Genomic DNA, 26,031 nt, shown 5'->3' with positions numbered 1-26,031 from the left:
GGCCGCGCGGCCTCAGCGCACGCGGTTGCCGGACACGCTGAGCTGGGCGTGCCGGCCGACGCCCTCGCGGGCCATGTCGCCGGTCACCGCCCGCGTCCATTCCATGCCGACGACAGCGCCGACCCGCGCGCCCTGCACGAGATTGTCGGCGATCAGCGCCTGACCGGCGCCCGGCGCGACCGAGACGGCGATGCCGACCGGCGCGCCCTTGATGACATTGGCGGTCACCGACACGTCGCGCAGATACTGGCCCCAGCCGAGCTGGATGCCGGCGGTCGGCGCGCCCTCGATGACATTCGAGGCGATGGCGGCGTCAGCCTCGGCCGAGATGCCGATGCCGGCGACATCGTTCGGGTCGGTGCCGGCAGGCCGCTTGTTGACGAGGTTGCGGATGATGTTGCCGTGGATGTTGGCGAGCCGGCCGCCATGGTTGAAATTGGTCGCGACGATGCCGAGGGCCGCGCCGTCGATGATGTTGCTGGCGATCACCGCGCCCTCGAAGCCGAACTCGACATAGACGGCGACCTCGCCGAGCGACGAGCAGTTGTTGCCGGTGATCGCGACATTGGCCGCGCCGTTGGCGCGAACGGCCGAGAAGGCGGCGCCCCGGATGCGGTTGCCGGAAACGGTGACGTTGCCGGCGCGGAAGACGTTGACGGCGTTGCCGTTCTGCCCGGAGCCGCCGTCGCGCGCGCCGATTTCCTCGATGCGGTTGCCCTCGACGATGGTGCCGTCGTCGCCGGCAATGGTGCGCCAGACGAGGATGCCGTTATTGGCGGCCGAGCGGATGGTGTTCTGGCTGATGGTAAGACCGCGGCTGTCGAGCGCGACGATGGCGGCCTTGGCGACGCCCGAGATCGTGTTGCCGCGCGCAAGGCCTTCGATGCCTTCCAGCACGATGCCGTGATGGCTGGAGCCGGCGATCTCGCAGTCCTCGACGCGCACGCCGCGACCATGTTCGAGCGTGATCAGGCCGCGCTTGTCGGGCAGCGGCTTGCCCGCGCCCTCGATGACGAGGCCGGACAGCGTGATCATGTCGGCGCGCTGGGCGGAAAGGCAGGCCGTCCCGCCCTGGAACACCAGGCGCGTCGCGCCGCGCACGCCGACGATCTGGGTATTGGCGGGGAGGCGGATCTCGCCGACCTTGTAGGCGCCGGGCGCGAGGCGCAGCGGCATGCGCGAGCCGGCGGCGGTTTCAACCGCGCGCTGGAAATTGCGGGTCTGGTCTTCCGCCGCGCCCGGCTTCAGGCCGAAGGACTGGCCGTCGAGCTGGGAGGCGCGGGCGGAAGCGGGCAGGGCCAGCGTCGCGGCTGCGGCGAACAGGAAGGAACGGCGGGCGAGCATGGATGCCTCCGATGGTTGCGCAAGGCCCGCGCAAGGGTCATGCCGCCGCCGGATGTGCCGGAATGGGATGCCGTGCCGCATTGAAAAGCGCATCATCTGATGCGATATTTGATGCAGAAGGCAGGAGGTTGCGATGCGCACCACCGTGACGTTGGATGACGAGCTGGTCGAGAAGGCGATGAAATATACGGGCATCGAGGAGCGATCGGAGCTGCTTCGCCATGCGCTCAGGACATTGATCGAGCTTGAGGCATCGCGCCGCCTCGCGAGGCTTGGTGGCAGCGAGCCGGAAATTCGGCCGGTTCCGCGGCGGCGCTCGGCCGCCGCATGATCCTGATCGACAGCTCGATCTGGATTGACCATTTGCGCACGACTGATGCACGGCTTTTTGCGTTGCTCAACCGTCGCGAAGCCCTGGTCCATCCGTTTGTGCTGGGTGAACTGCTGCTTGGCATGGTGGCGGACCGGCCAGCGTTGATCGACACGTTCAGGGACCTGCCGCAAGCGACCGTGGCCGATCCCGCTGAGGTGCTCGCCGTGATCGACAACCACCGCCTCCACGGCCGCGGCATCGGTTATGTCGATGTCCACTTGGTCGCGTCGGCTTTGCTCATGCCCGAAACTACGCTCTGGAGCCGCGACAGAAAGCTCACGACCATTGCCGTCGAACTCGGCATCGCCGCCGTCGTCGGCTGAAGGATGGGTCAATACACCATGCGCCTCGCCGTCATCGCCGACATTCACGGCAACGTTCTCGCCCTCGACGCCGTGCTGGCCGATATCGCCGCCGCCGGCATCGATCGCATCGTCAATCTCGGCGACGTGGTGTCGGGGCCGCTCTGGCCGCGCGAGACCGCAGGGCGGCTGATGCCGCTCGACCTGCCGACCGTGCGCGGCAATCACGACCGCTGGGTCGTGGCGACGCCGCGCGCGGAGCAATATCCGTCCGACGCCTTCGCCCATGACGAGCTGACGGAGGCGCAGCGCCAATGGCTGGGCGGGCTGCCCATGGTGCTGGACCTTGAGGTCGAGGGGCTTGCGATCCGCTGCTTCCATGCGACGCCATCAGACGACAACACCTATCTGATGCACCGGGTTGGTGAGGGCGGAATGGTTCCGGCCGCCGCAGCCGAGGTCAGGGCCGGGCTGGGTGCGACAGGTTCGGCCGGTCTCGTTCTGTGCGGCCACACCCATCAGGCGCGCGTTCTGGCCCTGCCGGGCGGACCGCTCGTGGTCAATCCGGGCAGTATCGGCCTACCCGCCTATTCCGACCCGACGCCACCGCGCCCGCATGTGTCGGAGGCCGGCTCGCCCCATGCGCGCTACGCAATCGTGACGATTGCGGCCGGGCAGGTCGCTTCGGTCGAGTTGAGGGCCATCGCCTATGACTGGCGTGCGGCCGCTGCGCGGGCCGACGGCCTCGGGTCGGCCGACTGGGCGCATGCGCTCGCCACCGGCTTCATGGCCTGAGGATGATCAGCGGCCAGCGATCGCTCGGGCGGCGATGACGGCGACGCGGTCGAGGTCGGCCTGCGTCGGCAGCCGGCCGAGAGAACGGGTCAGCCCCGGCCGCATCAGATCCCCCGACGCACGGGGCAGCGGCACATGGACGAACAGGGCGCGCTTGGCCTGTCGCCGCGCGACCGCGTCCAGCGCCAGCCAGTAGGAGAAGTTGCAGAGATATTCGCCGGCGGTCGGCGAGGGGCGGGCATTGAGCCCGGCCCGGCGCAGGCGCGCGGCGAGCGGCCCGCAGCGGAAGGCGGTTGCGACCCGCCACGGGGCACCTTCGGCGATCTCGGGAGAGGCGTGGAAAGCGCCGGAAGCGTCTTTCGTGCGCCGTGTCGTCACGTTGTGGGCGTGCATCTCGACACGGACATGGCCTGCCCGGCCGGCGAGCCCGAACAGGAGGATCGCCTCCGGCCGATGCTTGGCGATCAGCGCCGGCAGGTCGCGGGCGACCTCGGCATAGACAGTGTTGAAGACGTGGCCGACGATCCTGACGCCGGGCAGGCGCAGGCGCTGCACGGCTTTCACCATGGCCGGCGTCGGGTTGCGCTCCCAGCCGGGAAAGGGCCCGAAGCCGGTGACCAGAAGGGTCTTCACTTCAGCCAGTTCCCCAGCCGCCTGACCGCTTCCTCCATGTCCGCCGTCGAACCGGCGAAGGAAAAGCGGACGGCATGCATGCCGCCATAGGGGTCGAAATCAGGGCCGGGTGTCGCGGCGATGCCGGTCTCGGCCAGCATGCGGCGGGCGAAGTCGAGGCTGTCATTGGTGTATTTGGCGACATCCGCATAGACGTAGAACGCGCCGTCCACGGGCAGCAGCCGGTCGAGCCCCGCCTTGGGCAGCCCGTCCAGCAGCACGCGGCGATTGGCGGCATAGCCGGCCTTGATCGCCTCCAGTTCGGTCGTTGCGTCGAACGAGGCGAGCGCCGCGACCTGAGACAGTTGCGGCGCGGAGATGAACAGGTTCTGCGCGAGGCATTCGACCGAGCGGGCAAGGCTTTCCGGCACCACCATCCAGCCGATCCGCCACCCGGTCATGCAGTAGTATTTCGAGAAGGAGTTGATGACGACCACGTCGTCGCTCGTCTCCAAGGCGGTATGGCACGGCATCTCGTAGGAGAGGCCGTGATAGATTTCGTCCGAGATGAAGCGGATGCCGAGATCCTGCGCCGCCTCGATCAGCGCCGTCAGCGCCTCCGGCGTCATCATCGTGCCGGTCGGGTTGGCGGGGCTGGCGATCAGGATGCCGTCGAGCTTCTTCCTCGCATGCTCGGCCGCCAGCATGTCGGGCGTCACGGCATAGCGGGTCGCGGCGGTGGTCTCGATGAAGACCACCTCGCAGCCCAGCGCCTCCAGGATGTTCTTGTAGGCGGGGTAGCCGGGGCTGGCGATGGCCACCCGCGCCCCGGTCTCGAACAGCGCGAGGAAGGACAGAATGAAGGCCGAGGACGAGCCCATGGTAACGGCGATGCGGCCGATCGGCACCTCGACGCCATGGGTCTCGGCATAGTGGCGGGCGATGCGCTGGCGCAGGTCCGGTATGCCGAGCGCCAGCGTGTAGCCGATCTGGCCGTTCATCAGCGCATCGGCCGCCGCCTTGCGGATGCTCATCGGCGTTGGCGCGGCGGGCTGGCCGACCTCCATGTGAATGACGCTCCGGCCTTCCGCTTCGGCCCTGGCGGCGGCGGTCATCACGTCCATCACCAGAAACGGCGCGACCGAGCCGCGCCGGGTCGGCTGGAGCGGCTGGCGGGCCAGAATCCGGCGGGCAGCGGCTTCTCTCGACATGGCGGCATCCTCGGGCGCGGCGATAAGGGCGGTCATGGTTTCGCCCCCTTGCGTCGCCAAGAGAGGCGCTTTGAGGGGCTGCGACAGCGCCTATCACAGGTCCGGCGGGTGGTCACCGTTCTCGCCTGAACGTGATTCCGGCGCGCGTTGACCTCTCGGCAGGCCATCCGTAGGTTCCGCGAACGATGACGTCACATGCCCTTCCGCGCCGCCTGGCCGCGACGGCCCTCGCCGGCCTCGTCGCGCTGACCAGCCTCGCGCCGACGGGTGTCGTGGAGGCGCAGGTTCCGCGTGGCCTGCCGATCATCCGCGACACCGAGATCGAGAACCTGCTCCGCGACTATGCCCGGCCGCTGTTCCGCGCCGCCGGCGTCGGCGGCAGCCAGACCAATGTCATCATCGTCAACGACCGGGGCTTCAACGCCTTCGTCGCCAATGGCCGGCGCATGTTCATCAATGCCGGCGCGATCCTCGATTCGCGGACGCCGAACGAGCTGATCGGCGTGATGGCGCACGAGACCGGCCATATCGCCGGCGGGCATCTGGCAAGGCTGCGCGAGGCGGTCGAGCGCGCGCAGATCATCGCAGCGCTCGGCATGATCGTCGGCGCTGCCGGCGTCGCCGCTGGCGCCACGATGGGACGCGGCGCCGCCGGCGTCGGCGAGGCAGCCCCCGGCGTGCTGATGGCCGGCCCGCACATCGCCATGCGCTCGCTCCTGTCCTACCAGCGCGGCGAGGAGGCGGCGGCCGACCGTGCGGCAATCAACTACCTGAACGCCACCGGCCAGTCGGCCAAGGGCATGGTCGAGACGTTCCGGCGGCTGCAGAATGAGAGCATGCTGGCGGCGCGCCGGGCCGATCCCTACACGATCAGCCACCCCATTCCCGCCGATCGCGTCGCGATCATCGAGCCGCTGGCCAAGGCGAGCCCGCACTACAATGCGGCCGATCCGCCCGACCGGGTGATGCGTCACAATCTCGCGCGCGCCAAGCTCGCCGGTTTCCTCGACCGGCAGGAATCGATCACCCGACGCTTCCCGCCGGGCGACAATTCGCTGCCCGCCCGCTATGCCCGCGCCATCCAGATGTTCCGCTTCGGCGACCGCAACCGCGCCTCCGCTCTTGCCGACGAACTGATCCGCGCCCAGCCGGGCAACCCCTATTTCCACGAGATCAAGGGGCAGATTCTGCTGGAGACCGGCCAGCCGGCGGCGGCCATTCCCTCGCTCCGCCGGGCCGTGTCGCTGGCGCCCAATGCCGGTCTCATTCGCATCATGCTCGGCCATGCGCTGGTCGCCACCGGCAATCCCGCGCAGCTCGATGAGGCCGTGCGCGAACTGCGCCTCGCCCTTCAGCGCGAGCCGGAGGCCGCCGACGGCTACCGCCAGCTGGCCATTGCCTACGGCCGCAAGAACGACCGGGGTCAGGCGGACCTTTCCGCCGCCCAGGCCGCGCTTCACGACGGCGATCTGAACACCGCGCGCGGGCTCGCCCGCCGCGCTCAAGGGTCGCTGCCGAACGGCTCGCCGGGATGGCTGCGCGCCGAGGACATCGTCAATCAGCGCCCGCAGCGCAACTGATGCGGGCTGAACGCCAGGATATTCCCCATGCTGACCCGCATGATCGCCGCGACCCTTGCCGCCTTCCTGGCCTTTGCTGCCCCGGCGGCGGCGCAATCGTCCGCGACCCCGCCGACGGCTGACGAGCGCCAGCGCATCGAGACCATCGTGCGCGAATATCTGCTGCGGAACCCCGAGATCCTGCAGGAGGCGCTGGTCGAACTGGAGAAGCGGCAGGCGCAGGCCGAGGATCGGGCGCGGGCGGAGGCGTTCAACGCCAATCGCGACGCGCTCTACCGCTCGCCCAATCAGGTCGTGCTCGGCAACCCGAACGGCGACGTCACGCTGGTCGAGTTCTTCGATTACAATTGCGGCTTCTGCAAACGCGCGCTGCCCGACACGGTCGAGCTGCTGCGCGCCGACCCGCGCATCCGCCTCGTCCTGAAGGACTTTCCCGTGCTCGGACCCGGATCGGTCGAGGCCGCGCAGGTGGCGGTGGCGCTGAAGATGCAGGTCCAGGGGGCGAAGTATTACGAATTCCACCAGAAACTGCTCGGCGGCCGCGGTCAGGCGACCGGCGCGCGCGCTCTGGAGGTTGCCCGTGAGATCGGCGCCGACATGGACCGCCTCCAGCGGGACATGCGGTCGCCGCAGGTGCGCGACACCCTCGCCGAGAACGCCCGTCTCGCCGAACTGCTGCGCATCAACGGCACTCCGACCTATATCGTCGGCGACGAGGTGGTGGTCGGCGCGGTCGGGCTCGACCGTCTGCGGGAGAACATCATCAGGGCAAGGGCGACCTGCGCGCGCCAGCCGAACGTGTGTTGAATTTGGGAATTATTGCCGGTAGAAGGATTTTTATCCTTGACAGCGTAACGCTGGTCCGGTAGGCTTCAGGCATGTTCGACAGCTGCGCCCGGCGGGCGGCCGCTACTTTTCGGGAAACGGGCAACTCCCGAAGAAAAAACCTGAGCATCAAAATCAGGGGGCCGGAGCCTCCGACGTCATGCCCGGGCTTGTCCCGGGCATCCCCGAATTCCTTTCGAGGGCCGTGTTCAAGTCGTCATGGCCGAGACAGGCCCGGCCATGACGATGCGTGGCGTGCGGTGAACGATCGCCGAGCGGGGAGTCGGGCCATGCCCGCCATGACGATGACGGGCTCGTCGAGAGCGGCCGGTTCCGCCCGCTCACTCCCTCATCTCGTACCGATACGCCTTCGACACGACCTGCCAGCCATCCGTGAGCTTCAGCAGCACGAGATAGTCGGTGAAGAAGCGCGGCGGCAGGGCGCATTTCACCTTCACGAAGACGGTGGACTCGTCGGAACGGTCGACCGTCATGACGAAGTCGTGGCGCTGCTGGCCCTGCGACCTGGCCGAGGGGCGCTTGCTCACGCGCTCCAGCCAGTCGGCGCGCGTCAGGACATGGAACTCGCCCTTTTCCTGCCAGCGCAGATCCGCGGTCGGATGGAAGGCGGCGGCCAGCTTGTCGACATCGCTCTCGTAGAGGCCGTCGAGATAGAGGTTGATCACCGCTTCGACGGTGGAGCGGTCGTGGGTGAGGGCGCGCGGGGCCTCCCGGACGGCGGCTTGAGACATGACGATCCTCCAATGGTTGTGATTGCCGACCAGCAAATCACAGCCGGCCCGGCGGCGGAACCGCCAGCCCGGCATGTGGCGCTTGCGGGGCGCATGGTGCATCGCCATAGTGCGCGCCATCAGGCTCGGCGCCATCGCCTTCGGCCCTATTTGTCGGGAGAATTCCATGATCGAGGACCTCATCAACCGCGTCGCTTCGGCGGCCGGCATCGATACCGGCCTCGCCTCCAAGGCGGTCGGCATGATCCTCGGCTTCCTCCAGAAGGAAGGCCCGCAGGAGCAGGTGCAGCAGATGCTGGCGGCGCTGCCGGGTTCCGAGGGGCTGATCGCCCAGGCATCGAGCGGCGAGGGCGGCGGCCTGATGGGCATGGTCGGCGGCCTGATGGGCGGCGGCATCATGGGCCTTGGCGCCAACCTGATGGGCGCTGGCCTCGACATGGGCCAGATTTCCACGGTCGGCCGCGAGCTGATGGCTTTCGGCCGCGAGCAGGCGGGCGAGGACGTGATGGGCCAGATCGTCGCCGGCACGCCGGGGCTGTCCCAGTTCGTCTGATCGGCCATTGACAGGCTGATGGCGGTCGCTAAGGCAACGCCATGGCAAAGATCGAGTTGCGCGAGCGGCCCCAAGGCGGGCCGCTCGGCCGTTTCCTGAGGGCCGACCGCCCGGCGGTCATGGGCATTCTCAACGTCACGCCGGATTCCTTTTCCGACGGCGGGCGCTTCTTCGACCCGGCGACCGCCATCCGGCACGCAGAGGCGATGGTCGAGCAAGGCGCCGACATTCTCGACATCGGTGCGGAATCAACCCGGCCCTATGGCGGCCAGAAGCCGGTGACGGCGGAGGACGAGATCGCCCGCCTCGCCTCCGTGCTGCCGGATATCGTGAAGCTTGGCCTGCCGGTCTCGATCGACACGATCAAGGCCGACGTCGCGCGCTGGGCGCTGGACCGGGGCGCGGTGATCCTCAACGACGTCTGGGGCCTTCAGAAGGATGCCGCCATGGCGCCGCTGGCGGCCGACTATGGCGTTCCCGTCATCGTCATGCACAACCGCGAGGCGGCGGACGCCATCGACATCATGGCCGATGTGCTGGGCTTCCTCGCCCGTTCGGTCGAGATCGCGGAGGCGGCCGGCATCGCCCGCGACCGGATCGCCGTCGATCCCGGCATCGGCTTCGGCAAGACGCCGGAACAGAGCATCGAGACGCTCGGCAAGCTCGCCCGGCTGAAAGCGCTCGGCCTGCCGGTGCTGGTGGGGGCCTCGCGCAAGCGCTTCATCGACACGGTGTCGCCCTCGACGACCGACGAGCGCATCGGCGGCTCGCTGGCGGCGCATGTCCTCGCCGCCGAGGCCGGCGCCGCGATCATCAGGGCGCATGACGTCGCCGAAACGGTTCAGGCCATGAAGGTCTGGGCAGCCATCAGGGCCCGGGGGGCCGTATCGTGACCGACCGCATCTTCCTCAAGGGCCTGCTGGTCCATGCCCATCACGGCCTGCTCAGCCATGAGAGCGAGGTCGGCCAGCGCTTCGTCATCGATCTGGACATGGCGGTCGATCTGTCCCGCGCCGCCGCCAGCGACCATCTCGCCGATACCGTGTCCTATGCCGATGTCGCCGCCGTCTCCGTCTCGACCTTCAAGGCGCGCAATTTCAATCTGCTGGAGGCGGCGGCCGGAGCGATAGCGCAGGCCATCCTGGCGGCCTTTCCGCTGATTTCCGCCGTTACCGTGACCGTCCACAAGCCGCATGCGCCCATTGCGGCGATATTCGACGATGTCGGCGTGGTGATCACCCGCCGGCGTGAGGCGTGAGCGGTGCCGCAGGCGCTGATCGGCCTCGGCGGCAATGTCGGCGACGTCAGGGCGACGCTGGCGAAGGCCGTTGCCGCCTTCTGCGACGGCGAAGCGGTGCGGTTGCTGGCGCGCTCGTCGGACTACGAGACACCGCCCTGGGGCGTCACCGACCAGCCGCCCTTCGTCAATCTGGCGGTCAGGGTGGAAACGGAACTGTCGCCCCGCGACCTGCTGAAGCGCGCGCTGGCGGTGGAGGCGGGTCTCGGCCGCGACCGGGCGACGGGGCGGCGCTGGGGGCCGCGTCCGGTCGATATCGATATCCTCGCCTATGGCGACATCCGGCTGGACGAGCCGGACCTGCATATTCCGCATCCGCGCATGACCGAGCGCGCCTTCGTGCTGGTGCCGCTGGCGGAGATCGCGCCGGACTGGGTGCTTGAAGGCCGCGCCATTGCGGACTGGGTGACGGCCATCGATACGGCGGGCGTGAAGCGGCTGCCGGGCTGAGTCGCGGCCGATCCGCCCAAAGGACGCCTTTCGATCGCCGCGCTCCCGTGGCATCGAAGCTGCATGACGACATCCATGACCACGACCGTCGAGGCCCTGCCTCTGGCTTCCGAGTTTCCGCCCGCGACCGAGGCGCAGTGGCGCGCGGCCGTCGATGCCGTGCTGAAGGGCAAGCCCTTCGACAAGGTGCTGGTGAACCGGACCGCCGACGGCATCGCCATCCAGCCGCTCTATCCGCGCAAGGCGGGCGCGGCCCCGCTCGCCGGCCGTGCGCCGGGCGCGCCCTGGACCGTCAGCCAGCGCGCCGACCATCCGGACCCGAAACAGGCGAATACGCAGGCGCTGGAAGACCTCGCTGGCGGCGCGTCCGGCCTTGCCGTGGTCACGCGTGGCGCCATCGGCGACCGGCGCGGCGATGCGCTTGTCATCGACAACCTTGCCGATCTCGACGCGCTGCTCGCCGGCGTGATGCTCGATCTGATCCCGGTTCGCATCGATGCGGGAACCTCGGCGGGTCATGTCGCGGCGATGATGGCGGCCAAAGTGGCGCGCGACAGGCTCGACCCGAAGGCGCTGACCATCGCCTTCGGCATCGACCCCATCGGCGCCTTCGCCCGGCGCGGCACGCTGGAGAATTGGCACGGCGCGGCGGCCAAGGCCGCCGATGCGGTTCTCGGACTGCGCAAGCGCGGTATCGGCGGCACGCAGCTCGCCGCCGACGGCCGGGTGATCCACGATGCCGGCGGGTCCGAGGCGCAGGAACTCGCCTATGTGCTGGGCGTCGCGGTCCAGTACTGGCGCATGCTGGAGGCGGCCGGCCTGTCGCCGGACGAGGCGCGGCGGACGGTCTCCGTGGTGCTGGCGGTCGATGCCGACCAGTTCCTCGGCACCGCCAAGATGCGCGCCGTCAGGCGTCTCTGGGCGCGGCTCGAACAGGCCTGCGGCCTCGAACCCGCCCATCTCGACCTGCATGCGGAAACCGCATGGCGGATGACGACGAAGGTCGATCCCGCCGTGAACTGGCTGCGCACCACCACGGCCGTCTTCGCGGCGGGCGTCGGCGGGGCGGATCATGTCGTGGTCGAGCCGTGGACGGCGGCCATCGGCTTGCCGGATGCCTTCGCCCGGCGTGTCGCGCGCAACACCCAGCTTGTCCTGATCGAGGAATCGAACCTGCACCGCGTCGCCGACCCGGCGGCGGGCGCGGGCGGCATCGAAGCGCTGACCGACGAACTCTGCCGGCGGGCCTGGGGCTTGTTCCAGGGCTGGGAGAAGGCCGGCGGCATCGTCGCGGCGCTCTCAGCGGGGACGGTGCAAGCCGATGTCGCAAAAGTGCGCGCGGAGCGCGCCGTCGCCATCGCCAAGCGCCGCGAGCCGCTGACCGGGGCCTCCGAGTTCCCGAACGTCCACGAGACGGTGCCGGAAGTGCTGCACCCGCCAAAGCGCGAGACGCAGCGCGGCGCGCCGCCCGTCGACCTGCCGGCGGCGGGCAGGGGCGAGCGTTTCGAGGCACAGGTGAAGGCCTTTGCTGGCGGCGCCATCCGCTCCAGCCTGTCGCGGCTGAAGGACGATACGATCTTCGTCGATCCGCTGCCGCCGATCCGCCTTGCCGAGCCGTTCGAGGTGCTGCGCGCCGATCTCGATGCGGTGACGGCGAAGACCGGCTCCCGTCCAAAGGTGTTCCTCGCCGTGATCGGACCTGTGGCGGCCTTCACGGCGCGGGCGACCTTCGCGCGCAACCTGTTCGAGGCCGGCGGTTTCGATGCGCCGATCCCGGAGCCCTTCGCGGATATTGCTGGGATCGTCGCGGCCTTCAGGGCGAGCGGGGCTGTCATCGCCTGCCTCTGTTCGTCCGACGAACTCTACGCGTCCGAGGCGGTGGATGTGGCGGAGGCGCTGAAGGCGGCGGGGGCAAAGCAGCTCTGGCTCGCCGGCCGGCCCGGCGACCTCGAAGAGGCGCTGAAGGCGGCGGGCGTGGGCGGTTTCGTTCACGCCGGCGGCGATGTGGTAGAGTTCCTGAAGGCCGCGACAGCGGCCCTGGATGCGTGAGGAGATTTAGATGACCCGCATCCCCGATTTCACGACCGTTCCCTTCGCCGATGCCGCCGCGTCCGCGTCCGGCGGCGACGCCTGGATGACGCCCGAGGACATCGCGGTGAAGCCGGTCTATGGCGAGGCTGACCTCGCCGGCATCGACTTCCTCGACACCTATCCGGGCATCAAGCCGTTCCTGCGTGGTCCGTACCCCACCATGTACGTGAACCAGCCCTGGACGATCCGGCAATATGCGGGCTTCTCGACGGCCGAGGATTCCAACGCCTTCTACCGGCGCAATCTCGCGGCGGGCCAGAAGGGCCTGTCGGTGGCCTTCGATCTCGCCACCCATCGCGGCTATGACAGTGACCATCCGCGCGTCGCCGGCGATGTCGGCATGGCCGGCGTCGCGATCGATTCGATCTACGACATGCGCACGCTGTTCTCCGGCATTCCGCTGGACCAGATGAGCGTGTCCATGACCATGAACGGCGCGGTGCTGCCGATCCTCGCGCTCTATATCGCGGCGGCGGAAGAGCAGGGCGTGCCGCAGGCCAAGCTCTCCGGGACCATCCAGAACGACATCCTCAAGGAGTTCATGGTCCGCAACACCTATATCTATCCGCCGAAGCCCTCGATGCGGATCATTTCCGACATCTTCGCCCATACGGCGAAGGAGATGCCGAAATACAATTCCATCTCGATCTCCGGCTATCACATGCAGGAGGCCGGGGCGACGCAGGACCTCGAGCTCGCCTATACGCTGGCCGACGGCGTCGAATATGTCCGCGCCGGCATCGCGGCGGGCATGACGGTGGACCAGTTCGCGCCGCGCCTGTCGTTCTTCTGGGCCATCGGCATGAACTTCTTCATGGAGGTGGCGAAGCTGCGCGCCGCGCGCCTCCTGTGGGCGAAGCTGCTGAAGCCGTTCGAGCCGAAAAGCGACAAGTCGCTGCCGCTGCGCACGCATAGCCAGACCTCCGGCTGGTCGCTGACCGCGCAGGACGTGTTCAACAATGTCGTGCGCACGCAGATCGAGGCCATGGCGGCGACGCAGGGCCACACCCAGTCGCTGCACACCAATGCGCTCGACGAGGCGCTGGCCCTGCCGACCGACTTCTCCGCCCGCATCGCCCGCAACACCCAGCTGTTCCTGCAACAGGAGAGCGGCACGACGCGGATCATCGATCCCTGGGGCGGCTCGCTCTATGTCGAGCGGCTGACCGCTGACCTTGCCGCCAAGGCGTGGGAGCACATCAGGGAAGTCGAGGCGCTCGGCGGCATGGCCAAGGCCATCGATGCCGGCATACCCAAGCTCCGGATCGAGGAGGCCGCCGCCAAGACGCAGGCCCGCATCGATTCCCGCGTCCAGTCGGTGATCGGCGTCAACAAGTTCCGCCCCGACGGCGAGAAGCCGATCGACGTGCTGAAGGTCGACAATTCGGCCGTGCGCGCCTCGCAGATCGAGAAGCTCAAGAGGTTGCGCGCCGAGCGCAATCCGGCCGAGGTGCAGGCGGCGCTCGACGCGCTGACATCAGGCGCGCAGGGCAACGGCAACCTTCTGGCGCTCGCCATCAATGCCGCGCGCGCCAAGGCGACGGTCGGCGAGATGTCGGATGCGATGGAGAAGGTGTTCGGCCGCCACAAGGCCGAGATCAAGGCCATTTCCGGCGTCTACAAGCGCGAGGTCGGCGCCATGAACGAGAATGTCTCGAAGGTCCAGCACATGGTGGAGACCTTCGCCGAGAACGAGGGCCGCCGCCCGCGCATCCTCGTCGCCAAGGTCGGCCAGGACGGCCATGACAGAGGGCAAAAGGTCATCGCGTCCGCCTTTGCCGATCTCGGCTTCGACGTCGATATCGGACCGTTGTTCGCGACGCCTGCCGAGGCCGCCAAGCAGGCCATCGAGAATGACGTCCATTGCGTGGGCGTCTCCTCGCTCGCCGCCGGCCACCTGACGCTGGTGCCGGAGCTGAAGGCGGAGCTGGCGAAGCAGGGCCGCGAGGATATCATGATCGTCGTCGGCGGCGTCATCCCGCCGCAGGATTTCGACGCGCTCTACGCGGCCGGCGCCTCCTCGATCTTCCCGCCGGGGACGCCGATCGCGGATGCCGCCATCGACCTGATGGACAAGCTCAACGCCAAGCTCGGTTACGTGCAGGCGGCGGAATAGGGCAATTCAGTCGGCGAGGCCCAGCACGAAGGCCAGAGCAACGCCGACGCGCGCCATTTCGTTGGGGGCGAGGCGTCCTATGGTCTCGCCGAGCCGGTCGCGTCGCACGGTGACCGGCTTGTCCGCCATGACCTGCGAAATCGACCGCAAGCCATTGCTCGTGCTCGGCTCGACCGTGATCCGGAAGTCCGCTGCGTCGACGATCACGGTTGTCATCCGGCAGATGACCATCGATCCGTGGCCGAGTGGAAAAGCGTCGGTCTGGACGATGACGGCGGGACGTGGCGTGCCGTAGTCGCCGGCGACGGCGACCAGAACAACGTCACCTCGCCTCATGGTCGCCGTCAAACTCGCTAACGGCTTCGATCCAGTCCATTGCCGCCCGCTCGTCGCGGGCATTCAGCCTCGCGACCTGCGCGGCAATGCGCTGCCGCACGGCGCGAATACGGCTGTCAGGTACCGACAAACGCAACTCGCGCAAGCCATGGCTGCGCCTGCGGTCGCGCATCGCCTTCATGCGCTGGGCGGCGGTTGGCATGACGAACTCCGGCCAGGGAATTGACCGGGGGCCATCGCAACGCGTTACGAAGGTTCGGACAATGAGCTCGGTGCCATCCTCGCTGGCGCGTGACCGTTTTCGGTGTAAAGCCTGCAACCCTCCCCACACGCCCACATTTCGGGCAATCGAAACGGTTGAACTGGCTGCCATTCCAGTGCAGCCTTCTGTGATCACAGACAAGGACCGGATCAACCGGCCTGCTCGATCTCAGGGAGGATCATCGTGGCAGAACTCACTCGTCGTCATCTCATGGCCGGCGCCGCGGGGGCGGGCCTCGTCTCGCAATTGTCGGCTCCGGCCATCGCGCAGGCATTTCCCGCGCGGCCGATCCAGCTCATCGTGCCGTGGGGCGCGGGCGGCGGCACCGATGCGACGGCGCGCATCGTCGGCGCGCTGCTGGAGAAGGAATTCGGCCAGCCGGTCAATGTCGTGAACCGCACGGGCGGCTCGGGTGTCGTCGGTCATCAGGCGATCTCGGGCGGCGCGCCCGACGGCTACACGATCGGCATGATCACCGTCGAAATCACCATGATGCACTGGCAGGGGCTGACCCAGCTCAACCCGGACAGCTACACGCCGCTCGCGCTGATGAACGAAGATCCGCCCGGCGTGCAGGTGATCAACACCAGCCCCTATGCCGACGTGAAGGCGCTGGCCGCGGCGATCAAGGCCAATCCCGGCAAGCTGAAGGCGTCCGGCACGGGGCAGGGCGGCATCTGGCATCTCGCCCTCGTCGGCTGGCTCGGCGCCATGGGCCTGCCGGCCAATGCGGTGCCATGGGTGCCGTCGAACGGCGCGGCGCCGGCCATGCAGGATCTCGCGGCCGGCGGCATCGATCTCGTGACGTGCTCGGTGCCGGAGGCCAAGGCCATGCTGGATGCCGGCCGCGCCAGGTCGCTGGCGATCATGGCGGGCGAGCGCAATCCGCAATTCCCGAACGTGCCGACGCTCAAGGAGGCCATGGGCATCGACTATTCGGTCGGCGCCTGGCGCGGCATCGCCGCTCCCAAGGGCCTGCCCGGACCGATCGCCGAGCGCTATACCGCCGCGCTCAAGAAGATCAACGAGTCGAAGGAGTTCCGCGACTTCATGTCGGCGCGCGGCTTCGGCATCAAATGGGCGGATGCCGGCGGCTTCGCCAAGTTCATGGCCGACGGCAACGCCGCCATGGGCGTCGCCATGAAGGCCGCCGGCCTCGCCAAATCGGCGTGAAGCCGACCTGACCCGGTCGCCCGCGCCGACAGGCGCGGGCCCCTCCCGCGCGAGGCACCATGCACATCCCCAACCCCATCATGGGCGGCGCCATCGCCGTCCTCGGGGCGGCCGCCGCCTATGGCGGATCGCTCCTGCCGCCCGTCCCCGGCCAGCAGGTCGGGCCGAACGTCTTTCCCGTGCTGATCGGCCTCGGGCTGGTGGCCTGCGGCATCGCCATCGCCTGCGGCATAGGCTCGTCCTTCGAGCAGCCGGAGGAGGTGGTCGCGGCGGAGGACGGCAGTCACGCGCCGGCCGAGACCGCCCCGCCGCCGGTTCCCTATGCCGCGCTCAAGACGGCGGTGCCGCCGATCCTGCTGCTGTTCTACGCGCTGACCGTGGACAGCCTCGGCTTCATCCCGACCGCGGCGGTCATGGTGGCCGCGACCTGCTTCGCCCTCGGCGGCACGGTGCGCACGGCCATCGGGCTGGCGATCCTCGCGCCGCCGGCCGTGCATCTCGTTTTCGGCAAGCTGCTGCGGGTTCCGTTGCCCGCCGGCCTCCTGCCCATGCCCTGGTGAGCCGATGTCGACCTTCATCGAAGCCTGGCAGATGGTGCTGGCGCCGGACGTGCTGCTCGCCATCCTCCTGTCCGCCATTTACGGGCTCTGCGTCGGCTCGCTGCCGGGCCTCTCCGCCACCATGGCGACGGCGCTGCTGGTGCCCGTCACCTTCTACCTGTCGCCGATCGCGGCCATCGCCACGATCATCACCGCATCTGCCATGGCGATCTTCTCCGGCGACATTCCCGGCTGCCTCCTGCGCATCCCCGGCACGCCCGCCTCCGCCGCCTATACGGACGAAGCCTATGCGATGACGCGCAAGGGCCAGCCGGAGCTGGCGCTCGGCATCTGCCTGTGGTTCTCGGCGCTCGGCGGCGTCTTCGGCACGCTGTCGCTGATCATCATGGCGCCGCTGCTCGCCGAATTCGCGCTGTCCTTCTCGACCTACGAATATTTCTGGCTGGCTTTTCTCGGCCTGATGTGCGCGACGGTGGTCGCCCGATCCTCGCCGATCAAGGCACTGGCCGCCATGCTGCTCGGCCTGCTCGTCGCCTGCATCGGCATCGAGAACCCGGCAGGCACGCCGCGCTTCACGTTCGGATTCACGGATCTGCTCGGCGGCATCGAGGTGATCCCGGCGCTGGTCGGCTGCTTCGCCGTGGCCGAGGTCATGCGCGCCATGTCGGTGCCGGAGCCGCCGCCGCTCGCGCGTCGCAAGTTCGGCTCGATCCTCGCGGGCCAGTGGCAGCTGACCAAGGAATATCCCAAGCAGCAGACGCGCGGGAACATCGTCGGCATCATCATCGGCGTTCTGCCGGGCGCGGGCGCCGACATGGCCGCCTGGGTGTCCTACGCCATGGCCAAGCGCTTCTCGAAGACGCCGGAGAAATTCGGCACCGGGCATCCCGAGGGGCTGATCGAGGCGGGCGCCTCGAACAATGCCTCGCTCGCCTCCGGCTGGGTGCCCTCGCTGCTGTTCGGCATTCCCGGCGACACGATCACCGCCATCGCCATCGGCGTGCTCTACATGAAGGGCCTCAATCCCGGCCCGACGCTCTTCACCGAGAAGGCGTCGAGCATGTACGCGCTCTACATCATCTTCATGCTCGGCAATATCATCATGATCCCGCTCGGCATCATCATGATCCGGCTCGCGACGCACATCCTCAAGGCCAAGCGCTACGCGATCATGCCGGTCATCGTGCTGCTCTGCGCGGTGGGGTCTTTCGCGACCGGCAACAACCTGTTCCTCGTCGTCACCGTCGCCGCCTTCGGGGTCATCGGCTACATGATGGAGAAGAACGGCTTCCCGGTTGCGGCCCTCGTGCTCGGCATCGTCATGGGCAACATGGTGGAGACCCACTTCATCACGTCGCTGATCAAGTCGGACGGCTCGATCCTGCCGTTCTTCCAGCGCCCGGTCTCGGCCATCCTCGCCGCCATCACCATCGGCCTCCTGGTCTGGCCGCTGGCGGTCTGGCTCTACCGGAAGCGGCCGCAGGGGGCAGCCGCGGCGGCGTGATCACTCGGAGGCGGCTGCCGCCGGCTGCGGCAGCGCCTCTGACGTCACCGCCCGCGCGCTTTCCGGCTGGCCGGCCATGGGCGATTGCTCGTGGGGCGGACGCAGTTCGGCGGGTAGGGCAGGGGCTTCCGCCGGCGCGCCGGGCAGGGAATCCTCGATCACCGGCGGCTGGCCGATCTTGCCGCCGATCAGCCGGACGATCTCGGGCGCCTCGGCGAAGGTGCCGTGACGCACGAGGTCGGTCCAGCCACCCGACTGCATGGTGAAGACGCGCACGCCGAGCGTCGAGATGATCTCGCGGTGCTGGGCGTTGCGCACGTCGAGCGAGCCGAGCCGCTGGCGGTCCCAGGCGACGGTCGAGGAGGCCGCGAGCGCCCGGTCGTCGGCCTGCACGAACAGCGAGATGCGCGAGGGGCGCGAGACGCGCGCCACCTGCTGGCGGAACACTTCGACGTCGAGATCGGGCGCGGCGAGGATCACCTCGCCGAGGCGGCCGTCGAGTTCGCCCCGACCGGCGATGGCGGCCTGCCGGAGACCCTCCATGGTCAGGAACGCGCCCATGGAATGGGCGATGACGTGGATGCGGCCGACGCCCGGCGTCCGGCCGAGATCGGTCAGCAGCTTCTCCAGCGCGTCGCGCGAGGCGGTGGCGACTTCGCGGTCGCCGGAATAGGCGAGCACGCGCCGGTAGCTCGGCCAGGTGAACAGGACGTGGGTGCCGCGGAAACCGGCATCGGCGGCGACCTGCACGAGGCGGAAGGCCGCCTCGTCATAGTCGGTGTTGAATCCGTGGACATAGACCAGCACGTCGCGCCGGTCGGCCGGCTGCGAGGCGACGGCCTCGGCGACCTGCTCGCGGAAGGCCGCCTGCGGCAGCGCCGTCCGGCCGGTCAGCACGGCATGGCGGCGCGGGTTCTCGCCGCCGATCTGCGGGCGCGGGATCGTGCCGGCGGCGCGGCCGGGCGGCATGGACACGACCTGCCGGTAGAAGCGCCCGCGCTCCGCCGAGGGCGCGCCGAGCCGGTCGCCCTGGAAGGCCGGCCGGGTCGAGGCGACATAGACGTTGACCACCTGCGGCGCGCCGGATGACGCGCCCAGCGAGGCGACGGAGCCGGTAATCCCCGACAGGCTCGGTCCGAGGCAGCCGCCGAGCGCAAGCGCCATCGCGCCCGTCGCCAGCAGGCGAACGGAACGGGGGAAGACGGCGACGGTGAGGGTCGACGGCTGGAACATGGGTCTCGACGGGCGAATTTGGGAACGCCCGGCGAAAAGGCCCGGCGCGGGTTACCGAAAGATGAACGGCCGCGCCGATATCCGCCGGACCGTCCCTGCCGCGTAAAGTCGCGCCATGGCCAGAATGGGGCGGCAAGGCGGCTGGCGCGTGGGCCGGCGCGTTCGCCGAATCGCTCGCCTCGCGGCTGTGGCTTTGATACCACGCTGGCATGCGCTCCCCTCCCGATCCCGACAGGCTGGCCGAGGCGATCCGCGCCGGCGACCGTTCCGTGCTGGCGCGGGCGATCACGCTGGTCGAATCCACCAAGCCCGAGCATCAGGCGGTGGCGCGCGCGCTCGTGCAGAAACTGCTGCCCGAGACGGGCAGGGCCATCCGCATCGGCATTACCGGGGTTCCCGGCGCGGGCAAGTCGACGACCATCGACACGTTCGGCTCGAACCTGACGGCGGCCGGCCACAGGGTCGCGGTGCTGGCGGTCGACCCCTCGTCCTCGCGCACCGGCGGCTCGATCCTCGGCGACAAGACGCGCATGGCCCGCCTCGTCAACGACGACCGCGCCTATGTCCGTCCGTCGCCCTCGTCCGGCACGCTCGGCGGCGTGGCGGCGAAAACGCGCGAGACCATGCTGCTCTGCGAGGCGGCCGGCTTCGACGTGATCCTCGTCGAGACGGTCGGCGTCGGCCAGTCGGAGACGGCGGTGGCCGACATGACCGATCTGTTCCTCGTGCTGATGCTGCCCGGCGCCGGCGACGAGCTGCAGGGCATCAAGAAGGGCATTCTCGAACTCGCCGACATCATCGCGGTCAACAAGGCGGACGGCGACGGCGCGCTGCGCGCCAAGGCGGCTGCGGCCGAATATCGCGCCGCGCTCCACATCATGGCGCCGAAGTCTCAGGTCTGGTCGCCGCCCGTGCTGATGATCTCCGGTCTCGCCAATGATGGATTGGATCGACTGTGGGAGCAGATCGGCGCTTTCCGGGCGAAGACGGAAGCGTCGGGCGATTTCGCCGCCAAGCGTCGCGCGCAGGGCGTCAAATGGATGTGGACCATGCTGCAGGAGCGGGTCGCCGCGCGGCTGAAGCGCGATCCGCAGCTGAAAGCGCGGCTGCCGGCGCTGGAGGCGGAGGTCGCGGCCGGCCGGGTGGCGCCGATGGTGGCCGTCGAGGAAATCGCGGGCGTTCTGGGCCTCTGAGCGGGGCGCTGGCGGGCCATTCTTGGCGGCGGTCGGGCCAATGTTGCCGCCGCTCATAGCTGAACCGCAGTTTCGCCCTTCCCGGCGCACCGCCTTCGCTGTTCACTCCTGCCGTCTAGCAGCAGGGGAATGCACAGTGGCAAAAGCACCGATCTGGCAGTGGTCCGCAATCGAGACGGCGAAGGCGATCCGCAGTCGCAAGATCTCGTCCGAGGAAGTGACCAAGGCCCATATCGACCGGATGAAGGCGGTCAATCCGAAGCTCAATGCCGTCGTGGTCGACCTGTCGAAGGACGCCATCAAGGCCGCGAGAGCCGCCGACAAGGCGCTGGCCAAGGGCCAGGACGTCGGGCCGCTGCACGGCGTGCCGGTGACGATCAAGATCAATCTCGACGTCGAGGGGCAGGCCAATTCCAACGGCGTCGTCGCCTTCAAGGACAATATCGCGCCGGGCGATTCGCCGGTGACCGCGAACCTGAAGAAGGCCGGCGCGGTGATCGTGGGCCTCACCAACACGCCCGAATTCTCGATGCGCGCCTTCACCGACAACCCGCTGCACGGGCTGACGCTGAACCCCTGGGACGACAAGATCACCTGCGGCGGTTCGTCCGGCGGCGCGGGCTCGGCGGTCGCGGCCGGCATCGGCTGCATCGCTCACGGCAACGACATCGGCGGCTCGCTCCGCTGGCCGGCCTATTGCAACGGCGTCGCCACCATCAAGCCGACGCTGGGGCGCATCCCCGCCTTCAACCCGTCCATGCTGAAGGGCGAGGAGCGTGGCCTGATGGCGCAGTTCATGTCCTCGCAGGGGCCGCTGGCGCGCTCCGTCGCCGACGTGCGGCTGGGCATGGAGGTCATGGCCCAGCGCGACATGCGCGACCCCTGGTGGGTGCCGGCACCCCTCAAGGGCCCGAAGCTGAAGGGGCCGATCAAGGTCGCGGTCGCCAAGATCCCGAAGGACATGCAGGCCGACCGGCAGGTCATTTCACTGGTCCGCAAGGCGGCCGACCACCTGGCCGACGCCGGCTACGACGTGCGTGAGGTCGAGGTGCCGGACCTCGACGGCACCTGGAAGCTCTGGTGCGACCTGATCATGACCGAGCTGCACGTGTTGCAGGAAAAGGTCATGCGCCAGACCGGCGGCAAGGATTTCGTCCAGACGATGGAAGGCTTCCTGAAGACGGCGACCATGCTCGACGGCGAGGCCTACATGAAGGCCATCGCCCAGCGCTCGCGCGTGCTGCGCAACTGGCTGGCCTTCCTGGAGGACTATCCGGTGCTGCTGACGCCGCTGTCGGTCAATCCGACGCCGCCGACCAACGAGGACCTGAAGGGCGATGCGCGCGTGAAGGAGCTGTTCTGGAACGACCTGCGCTTCATGTCGGTCATGAACCTGCTCGGCCTGCCCGCGGCGGTCGTGCCGGTCGGGCTGGTCAAGGGCAATCCGGTGGGCGTGCAGATCGTTGCCTCGCGCTATCGCGAGGACGTCTGTCTCGACGCCGCCGTCGCCATCGAGAAGAAGGCGGGCATCGTCGTGAAGGAATTGTGGGCGCGCGACTAGCGCCCGCGACGGTTCAGTCCTTCTTCGGCAAGCCGGGCTTCGGGCGCAGGTGGCGCCCGGAGAAGTCGACCCAGGCCAGCACCGAGCCGAAGGCGACGAAGACGAACAGGACGAGGGCTAGATAGAGGTCGGCGGTCATGGGCGGTCTCCTCGAATTGTCGCGCGGGAGACTGCCGGTGCGGCCGGCCCGCCGCCTTGATCGGCGTCAACTGCCTGCTCGGCTTTGCGGCGGCGCGCCGGGTTGCTACAACCTTGCACCGCAGCAGATCAGCGCAGGGACGGACCATGGCCGACGGCGACATTCTCATCGGCAAGAGCACCAAGCAGGAATGGCTGGCGCTGAAATTCGGCAACCGCCACGGCCTGATCACCGGCGCCACCGGCACCGGCAAGACCGTGTCGCTGCAGGTCCTCGCCGAAGGCTTCTCGAATGCCGGCGTGCCGGTCTTCGCCGCCGACATCAAGGGTGACCTCTCCGGTGTCGCCGCCATGGGCGAGGAAAAGCCCTTCATTCTCGAACGCGCCAAGCAGGTCGACCTGAAATGGGCGCCCGACCAGTTTCCGGTGGTGTTCTGGGACCTGTTCGGCGAGCAGGGCCACCCGATCCGCGCGACCGTCGCCGAGATGGGACCGCTGCTGCTGTCGCGCCTGATGGATCTCAACGAGACCCAGGAAGGCGTCATCAGCATCCTGTTCCACTATGCCGACAAGAACGGCCTGGCGCTGCTCGACCTGAAGGACCTGCGCGCCATGCTGCAGGAGCTCGGCTCGAACAAGGAACTCCAGAACGAACTGCGCGCGGCCTATGGCAATGTCTCGCCGGCCTCGGTCGGCGCCATCCAGCGCCAGCTCCTGACGCTGGAGAATCAGGGCGGCTCCATGTTCTTCGGCGAGCCCGCGCTCGAACTGAAGGACCTGATGAAGACCGACCGGGAGGGGCGCGGCACCATCAACCTTCTCGCCGCCGACAAGCTGATGGCGAGCCCGCAGCTCTACGCGACCTTCCTGCTCTGGCTCCTCTCCGAACTGTTCGAGGAGCTGCCCGAGGTCGGCGATGTCGACAAGCCGAAGCTGGTCTTCTTCTTCGACGAGGCGCACCTCCTGTTCAAGGATGCGCCGAAGGCGCTGGTCGAGAAGATCGAGCAGGTGGTCCGCCTCATCCGCTCCAAGGGCGTCGGCGTCTATTTCGTCACGCAGAACCCGCTGGACGTGCCGGAAACCGTGCTTGCCCAGCTCGGCAACCGCGTGCAGCACGCGCTGCGCGCCTTCACCCCGCGCGACCAGCGGGCGGTCAAGGCGGCCGCCACCACCTTCCGCCAGAATCCTGGCCTCAACACCGAGGAGGTCATCACCCAGCTCGGCAAGGGCGAGGCGCTGGTCTCCACCCTCGAGGGCAACGGCGTGCCCTCCATCGTGCAACGGACGCTGGTCTGTCCGCCCTTCGCGCGGATCGGCCCGGTGAGCGAGCAGGAGCGGCGGCAGATCCTCGCGAAGAGCCCGTTCAAGGGCAAATACGACGAGGTGGTCGATTCGGAATCGGCCTACGAGATCCTCCAGAAGCGCGCGCAGGAGAAGGTTCAGGCGGAACAGCAGAGCCAGCAGGCCGATAGCGGCGGGCTCGGCGGCCTGCTCGGCTCGATCCTCGGCGGCGGCGGACCCGCGCCGGGCGGCAAGGGCCGTGGGCGGCCGCCGCTGTCGACGACCGAGGTGATTATCCGCAATGCGAGCAGCTCGCTCGCCCGTTCGGTCGGCACCCAGATCGGCAGGGCCATCATGCGTGGCGTGCTTGGCGGCTTTACCAGGCGGTGATGAAAAAAGCGCCAAATCCGTTCAATTGAAGGGAAAATCGTAGAGGCTCCGAAACGCCCGGCAGGTATTGAGCCACCCCCGGGACCTGCAGTTGTTCACTGGTAACTGGGTATATTGTATCCGTTCGGTGAATGCTGCATCGTGCGGTCCCGCAGGCATCGGGAATGAAGCATGGCGGGCGTGAAGCAGATACAGACGGCGCGGGTGGTCGTCCTGCGTCTGGATGGTGCTGAAGCCGAGGAGGCCGCTGCCGGCCTGAAGCGTCTCGGGCTGCCGCATGTCTTCGGCGTCACCAGCATCGCCGAACTGTCCGTGCATATCTCCGACAACAAGGTCGATGTGATCGTCCTCGCGGACAGGCATCTGCCGCCCGATCTCGCCGGTGAGGCGGAGGCGGCGGTCAAGCCGCCTGCCGAGGCGGTCAAGGCCGGCATTCCCTGCCTGCTGCTCCTGTCCAGCATGTCGCGTGCCGGCGCGCGCGCCGCGACATCGGCGGGTTTCGCGGCCGTGATGGCGGCCGATTCCGGCCCCCGGCTGATCTATCGCCGCGTTGGCGCGCTGATGCAGCGCGTGCGTCGTCTCGGCCGCGCCAGGGCCGCGGAACCGGTCGATGTGCCAGTGCCGGGCGGCTGACCGGCGCCCGCGCGGTTGCAAAGAGCGGAAGGATTGCTAGCGTCCAGCGCTCCAGCAATCGGATCAGCAGCCATGACCTCACCGCGTCCCGTCGAGCAGGTGCTCGCCGCTGTCGACAGCACCCTCGACCAGAGCCTCGAACGCCTGTTCGCGCTGCTGCGCATTCCCTCGGTCTCGACCGATAGCGCCTATGCAAAGCACTGCGTGGAGGCGGCGGACTGGCTGGTGAAGGACCTCGAGAGCCTCGGCTTCTCGGCGGAAGCGCGCGCCACGGGCGGCCATCCGGCCGTTGTCGCGAAGAGCGCGGGCGGGGCGGGGCCGCACGCGCTGTTCTACGGTCACTACGATGTCCAGCCGGTCGATCCGCTCAATCTGTGGGAGACGCCGCCCTTCGAGCCGCGCCTCGCCGTGGCCGAGGATGGTTCGAAGCGGATCGTCGCGCGCGGGGCCTGCGACGACAAAGGGCAGGTGATGACCTTCGTCGAGGCCTGCAGGGCCTGGAAGGCGGTCACCGGCTCGCTCCCTGTCGGCATCACCATGCTGATCGAGGGCGAGGAGGAGAGCGGGTCGAAACACCTGTTCGACTTCGTCAAGGCCAACAAGGCGGACCTGGCCGCCGATGTCGCGCTCGTCTGCGACACCGGCATGTGGGACAAGCAGACGCCGGCCATCACCACCGCCCTGCGCGGCATCGCCGTCGAGGAGTTCAAGGTCGTCGCCGCCAATCGCGACCTGCACTCGGGCATGTACGGGGGCGCCGCCGCCAATCCGATCCACATGCTGGCCAAGGCGATCGCCTCGATCCACGGCGCGGACGGCCGCATCGCCATTCCCGGCTTCTACGACGGTGTGGAGGACCTGCCGCCGGACATTTTCGCGGACTGGAAGGCGCTGAACCTCACGCCCGAGGACTATCTCGGCCCCATCGGCCTGTCCCAGCCCATCGGCGAGAAGGGTCGCCTGCTGATCGAGATGATCTCCTCGCGCCCGACCTGCGACATCAACGGCATCTGGGGCGGCTATACCGGCGAGGGCTCCAAGACCGTCATTCCGTCGGAAGCCTGGGCCAAGGTGACCTTCCGCCTTGTCGGCAAGCAGGACCCGGCCAGGGTGCGCGAGGCGTTCCGGGCCCATATCCGCTGCCAGCTGCCGGTCGACTGCCGAGCCGAGTTCTTCGGTTCGCGCGGCAGCCCCGCCATCGCCCTGCCGTGGGACATGCCGGTGCTCGGCAAGGCGCGCGAAGCCCTCACCGCCGAATGGGGCCGCAAGGCAGTGACCATCGGCTCGGGCGGCTCCATTCCCATCGTCGGCGCGTTCAAGGACGATCTCGGCCTCGACTCGCTGCTGGTCGGCTTCGGCCTCGAGGACGACCGCGTCCACTCGCCCAACGAGAAGTACGACCTGACCAGCTTCCACAAGGGCATTCGCTCCTGGGTGCGCATCCTCGACGCCATCGCGGCCTGACC

General features: G+C 68.5%; 27 protein-coding genes. 19 read left to right on the top strand and 8 right to left on the bottom strand.

Annotation, left to right across the window (positions count from 1 at the left end; genetic code table 11):
* Positions 1–12: 12 nt before the first annotated feature.
* Positions 13–1,344: a TIGR03808 family TAT-translocated repetitive protein gene (locus JNK84_RS06940; protein ID WP_293421986.1), complete on the bottom strand. Its 1,332-nt coding sequence runs from the start codon at positions 1,342–1,344 to the stop codon at positions 13–15.
* 133 nt (positions 1,345–1,477) lie between these two features.
* Between JNK84_RS06940 and JNK84_RS06935 the strand changes: the two genes are divergently transcribed.
* From JNK84_RS06935 to JNK84_RS06925, 3 genes are read left to right on the top strand one after another with little or no spacing between them, the layout of a single operon-like run.
* A complete protein-coding gene (locus JNK84_RS06935; RefSeq protein ID WP_293421983.1) occupies positions 1,478–1,675 on the top strand; it encodes a type II toxin-antitoxin system VapB family antitoxin in 198 nt (65 codons plus the stop codon).
* Positions 1,672–2,040, top strand: a complete 369-nt coding sequence (locus JNK84_RS06930; RefSeq protein ID WP_293421980.1) for a type II toxin-antitoxin system VapC family toxin — start codon at positions 1,672–1,674, stop codon at positions 2,038–2,040. The genes JNK84_RS06935 and JNK84_RS06930 overlap by 4 nt, the downstream gene beginning before the upstream one ends.
* Before the next feature lie 18 nt (positions 2,041–2,058).
* On the top strand, positions 2,059–2,814 hold the full coding sequence (locus JNK84_RS06925; RefSeq protein WP_293421977.1) for a metallophosphoesterase family protein: 756 nt from the start codon (positions 2,059–2,061) through the stop codon (positions 2,812–2,814).
* Positions 2,815–2,820: 6 nt separating this feature from the next.
* On the opposite strand, the gene JNK84_RS06920 is transcribed toward JNK84_RS06925, so the two are convergent.
* Both JNK84_RS06920 and JNK84_RS06915 read right to left on the bottom strand, forming a co-directional pair.
* A complete protein-coding gene (locus JNK84_RS06920; protein ID WP_293421974.1) occupies positions 2,821–3,447 on the bottom strand; it encodes a pyroglutamyl-peptidase I family protein in 627 nt (208 codons plus the stop codon).
* Positions 3,444–4,637: a pyridoxal phosphate-dependent aminotransferase gene (locus JNK84_RS06915; protein WP_293423516.1), complete on the bottom strand. Its 1,194-nt coding sequence runs from the start codon at positions 4,635–4,637 to the stop codon at positions 3,444–3,446. The genes JNK84_RS06920 and JNK84_RS06915 overlap by 4 nt, the downstream gene beginning before the upstream one ends.
* A 185-nt stretch (positions 4,638–4,822) precedes the next feature.
* Here JNK84_RS06915 and JNK84_RS06910 point away from each other — a divergent pair, with 185 nt between their 5' ends.
* Entirely contained in the window at positions 4,823–6,217 is a 1,395-nt protein-coding gene (locus JNK84_RS06910; protein ID WP_293421971.1) for a M48 family metalloprotease, read from the top strand.
* A 27-nt stretch (positions 6,218–6,244) separates the two neighbouring features.
* Positions 6,245–7,024 (top strand): DsbA family protein, encoded by a 780-nt coding sequence (locus JNK84_RS06905; RefSeq protein ID WP_293421968.1) that lies wholly within the window; start codon positions 6,245–6,247, stop codon positions 7,022–7,024.
* Positions 7,025–7,383: 359 nt separating this feature from the next.
* Here the strand turns inward: JNK84_RS06905 and JNK84_RS06900 are convergent, their stop codons facing one another.
* Positions 7,384–7,794: a nuclear transport factor 2 family protein gene (locus tag JNK84_RS06900; RefSeq protein ID WP_293421965.1), complete on the bottom strand. Its 411-nt coding sequence runs from the start codon at positions 7,792–7,794 to the stop codon at positions 7,384–7,386.
* Between the two features lie 169 nt (positions 7,795–7,963).
* Here JNK84_RS06900 and JNK84_RS06895 point away from each other — a divergent pair, with 169 nt between their 5' ends.
* From JNK84_RS06895 to scpA, 6 genes are all read left to right on the top strand, one after another.
* Complete coding sequence (locus JNK84_RS06895) at positions 7,964–8,347, top strand: DUF2267 domain-containing protein (RefSeq protein ID WP_293423514.1); 384 nt, start codon at positions 7,964–7,966, stop codon at positions 8,345–8,347.
* A 119-nt stretch (positions 8,348–8,466) separates the two neighbouring features.
* On the top strand, positions 8,467–9,240 hold the full coding sequence (gene folP, locus JNK84_RS06890) for a dihydropteroate synthase (RefSeq protein WP_293423512.1): 774 nt from the start codon (positions 8,467–8,469) through the stop codon (positions 9,238–9,240).
* On the top strand, positions 9,237–9,605 hold the full coding sequence (folB, locus tag JNK84_RS06885; protein WP_293421962.1) for a dihydroneopterin aldolase: 369 nt from the start codon (positions 9,237–9,239) through the stop codon (positions 9,603–9,605). The genes folP and folB overlap by 4 nt, the downstream gene beginning before the upstream one ends.
* A 3-nt stretch (positions 9,606–9,608) precedes the next feature.
* Entirely contained in the window at positions 9,609–10,094 is a 486-nt protein-coding gene (gene folK / locus JNK84_RS06880) for a 2-amino-4-hydroxy-6-hydroxymethyldihydropteridine diphosphokinase (RefSeq protein ID WP_293421959.1), read from the top strand.
* A 75-nt stretch (positions 10,095–10,169) separates the two neighbouring features.
* Positions 10,170–12,143 (top strand): methylmalonyl-CoA mutase family protein, encoded by a 1,974-nt coding sequence (locus JNK84_RS06875; protein ID WP_293421956.1) that lies wholly within the window; start codon positions 10,170–10,172, stop codon positions 12,141–12,143.
* A gap of 10 nt (positions 12,144–12,153) precedes the next feature.
* Entirely contained in the window at positions 12,154–14,301 is a 2,148-nt protein-coding gene (scpA, locus tag JNK84_RS06870; protein ID WP_293421953.1) for a methylmalonyl-CoA mutase, read from the top strand.
* 6 nt (positions 14,302–14,307) lie between these two features.
* On the opposite strand, the gene JNK84_RS06865 is transcribed toward scpA, so the two are convergent.
* Positions 14,308–14,637 carry a type II toxin-antitoxin system PemK/MazF family toxin gene (locus JNK84_RS06865; protein ID WP_293421950.1) on the bottom strand — a complete coding sequence of 110 codons (330 nt, stop codon included), beginning with the start codon at positions 14,635–14,637 and terminating at the stop codon, positions 14,308–14,310.
* Positions 14,624–14,839, bottom strand: coding sequence for an antitoxin MazE-like protein (locus JNK84_RS06860; RefSeq protein ID WP_293421947.1), 216 nt, complete (start codon positions 14,837–14,839; stop codon positions 14,624–14,626). The genes JNK84_RS06865 and JNK84_RS06860 overlap by 14 nt, the downstream gene beginning before the upstream one ends.
* Before the next feature lie 243 nt (positions 14,840–15,082).
* Here JNK84_RS06860 and JNK84_RS06855 point away from each other — a divergent pair, with 243 nt between their 5' ends.
* From JNK84_RS06855 to JNK84_RS06845, 3 genes are read left to right on the top strand one after another with little or no spacing between them, the layout of a single operon-like run.
* On the top strand, positions 15,083–16,072 hold the full coding sequence (locus JNK84_RS06855) for a Bug family tripartite tricarboxylate transporter substrate binding protein (protein ID WP_293421945.1): 990 nt from the start codon (positions 15,083–15,085) through the stop codon (positions 16,070–16,072).
* 59 nt (positions 16,073–16,131) lie between these two features.
* Entirely contained in the window at positions 16,132–16,632 is a 501-nt protein-coding gene (locus JNK84_RS06850) for a tripartite tricarboxylate transporter TctB family protein (protein WP_293421942.1), read from the top strand.
* 31 nt (positions 16,633–16,663) lie between these two features.
* On the top strand, positions 16,664–18,136 hold the full coding sequence (locus JNK84_RS06845) for a tripartite tricarboxylate transporter permease (RefSeq protein WP_441343222.1): 1,473 nt from the start codon (positions 16,664–16,666) through the stop codon (positions 18,134–18,136).
* Here the strand turns inward: JNK84_RS06845 and JNK84_RS06840 are convergent, their stop codons facing one another.
* A complete protein-coding gene (locus tag JNK84_RS06840) occupies positions 18,137–19,369 on the bottom strand; it encodes an alpha/beta hydrolase (protein ID WP_293421936.1) in 1,233 nt (410 codons plus the stop codon).
* A 209-nt stretch (positions 19,370–19,578) separates the two neighbouring features.
* On the opposite strand from JNK84_RS06840, the gene meaB reads away from it, so the two are divergent.
* Both meaB and JNK84_RS06830 read left to right on the top strand, forming a co-directional pair.
* On the top strand, positions 19,579–20,562 hold the full coding sequence (meaB, locus tag JNK84_RS06835) for a methylmalonyl Co-A mutase-associated GTPase MeaB (protein WP_293421933.1): 984 nt from the start codon (positions 19,579–19,581) through the stop codon (positions 20,560–20,562).
* A gap of 136 nt (positions 20,563–20,698) precedes the next feature.
* Positions 20,699–22,123, top strand: a complete 1,425-nt coding sequence (locus tag JNK84_RS06830) for an amidase family protein (RefSeq protein ID WP_367272255.1) — start codon at positions 20,699–20,701, stop codon at positions 22,121–22,123.
* A 13-nt stretch (positions 22,124–22,136) separates the two neighbouring features.
* Here JNK84_RS06830 and JNK84_RS06825 read toward each other — a convergent pair whose 3' ends face one another.
* Complete coding sequence (locus JNK84_RS06825) at positions 22,137–22,262, bottom strand: hypothetical protein (protein WP_293421928.1); 126 nt, start codon at positions 22,260–22,262, stop codon at positions 22,137–22,139.
* A gap of 146 nt (positions 22,263–22,408) precedes the next feature.
* On the opposite strand from JNK84_RS06825, the gene JNK84_RS06820 reads away from it, so the two are divergent.
* From JNK84_RS06820 to JNK84_RS06810, 3 genes are all read left to right on the top strand, one after another.
* Positions 22,409–23,932: a helicase HerA-like domain-containing protein gene (locus JNK84_RS06820; protein ID WP_293421925.1), complete on the top strand. Its 1,524-nt coding sequence runs from the start codon at positions 22,409–22,411 to the stop codon at positions 23,930–23,932.
* Positions 23,933–24,103: 171 nt separating this feature from the next.
* A complete protein-coding gene (locus tag JNK84_RS06815; protein ID WP_293421922.1) occupies positions 24,104–24,565 on the top strand; it encodes a hypothetical protein in 462 nt (153 codons plus the stop codon).
* Positions 24,566–24,637: 72 nt separating this feature from the next.
* A complete protein-coding gene (locus JNK84_RS06810) occupies positions 24,638–26,029 on the top strand; it encodes a M20/M25/M40 family metallo-hydrolase (protein WP_293421919.1) in 1,392 nt (463 codons plus the stop codon).
* The last annotated feature ends 2 nt before the right edge of the window (positions 26,030–26,031 follow it).

It is taken from the genome of Phreatobacter sp. (assembly GCF_016793595.1).
In the GTDB taxonomy this organism is placed as follows: Bacteria; Pseudomonadota; Alphaproteobacteria; order Rhizobiales; family Phreatobacteraceae; genus Phreatobacter.
The sequence above is the reverse complement of the archived record's forward strand: the minus strand, read 5'-3'. Positions and strand labels throughout refer to the sequence as shown.

Coding starts and splice junctions, on each gene's coding strand:
- meaB (WP_293421933.1), top strand. CDS start 19,579: ATGCGCTCCCCTCCCGATCCCGACAGGCTGGCCGAGGCGATCCGCGCC.
- JNK84_RS06930 (WP_293421980.1), top strand. CDS start 1,672: ATGATCCTGATCGACAGCTCGATCTGGATTGACCATTTGCGCACGACT.
- JNK84_RS06860 (WP_293421947.1), bottom strand. CDS start 14,839: ATGCCAACCGCCGCCCAGCGCATGAAGGCGATGCGCGACCGCAGGCGC.
- JNK84_RS06810 (WP_293421919.1), top strand. CDS start 24,638: ATGACCTCACCGCGTCCCGTCGAGCAGGTGCTCGCCGCTGTCGACAGC.
- JNK84_RS06910 (WP_293421971.1), top strand. CDS start 4,823: ATGACGTCACATGCCCTTCCGCGCCGCCTGGCCGCGACGGCCCTCGCC.
- JNK84_RS06915 (WP_293423516.1), bottom strand. CDS start 4,637: ATGTCGAGAGAAGCCGCTGCCCGCCGGATTCTGGCCCGCCAGCCGCTC.
- folP (WP_293423512.1), top strand. CDS start 8,467: ATGGGCATTCTCAACGTCACGCCGGATTCCTTTTCCGACGGCGGGCGC.
- JNK84_RS06940 (WP_293421986.1), bottom strand. CDS start 1,344: ATGCTCGCCCGCCGTTCCTTCCTGTTCGCCGCAGCCGCGACGCTGGCC.
- JNK84_RS06825 (WP_293421928.1), bottom strand. CDS start 22,262: ATGACCGCCGACCTCTATCTAGCCCTCGTCCTGTTCGTCTTCGTCGCC.
- JNK84_RS06935 (WP_293421983.1), top strand. CDS start 1,478: ATGCGCACCACCGTGACGTTGGATGACGAGCTGGTCGAGAAGGCGATG.
- scpA (WP_293421953.1), top strand. CDS start 12,154: ATGACCCGCATCCCCGATTTCACGACCGTTCCCTTCGCCGATGCCGCC.
- JNK84_RS06875 (WP_293421956.1), top strand. CDS start 10,170: ATGACCACGACCGTCGAGGCCCTGCCTCTGGCTTCCGAGTTTCCGCCC.
- JNK84_RS06850 (WP_293421942.1), top strand. CDS start 16,132: ATGCACATCCCCAACCCCATCATGGGCGGCGCCATCGCCGTCCTCGGG.
- JNK84_RS06865 (WP_293421950.1), bottom strand. CDS start 14,637: ATGAGGCGAGGTGACGTTGTTCTGGTCGCCGTCGCCGGCGACTACGGC.
- JNK84_RS06905 (WP_293421968.1), top strand. CDS start 6,245: ATGCTGACCCGCATGATCGCCGCGACCCTTGCCGCCTTCCTGGCCTTT.
- JNK84_RS06840 (WP_293421936.1), bottom strand. CDS start 19,369: ATGTTCCAGCCGTCGACCCTCACCGTCGCCGTCTTCCCCCGTTCCGTT.
- JNK84_RS06845 (WP_441343222.1), top strand. CDS start 16,664: ATGGTGCTGGCGCCGGACGTGCTGCTCGCCATCCTCCTGTCCGCCATT.
- JNK84_RS06815 (WP_293421922.1), top strand. CDS start 24,104: ATGGCGGGCGTGAAGCAGATACAGACGGCGCGGGTGGTCGTCCTGCGT.
- JNK84_RS06820 (WP_293421925.1), top strand. CDS start 22,409: ATGGCCGACGGCGACATTCTCATCGGCAAGAGCACCAAGCAGGAATGG.
- JNK84_RS06900 (WP_293421965.1), bottom strand. CDS start 7,794: ATGTCTCAAGCCGCCGTCCGGGAGGCCCCGCGCGCCCTCACCCACGAC.
- JNK84_RS06925 (WP_293421977.1), top strand. CDS start 2,059: ATGCGCCTCGCCGTCATCGCCGACATTCACGGCAACGTTCTCGCCCTC.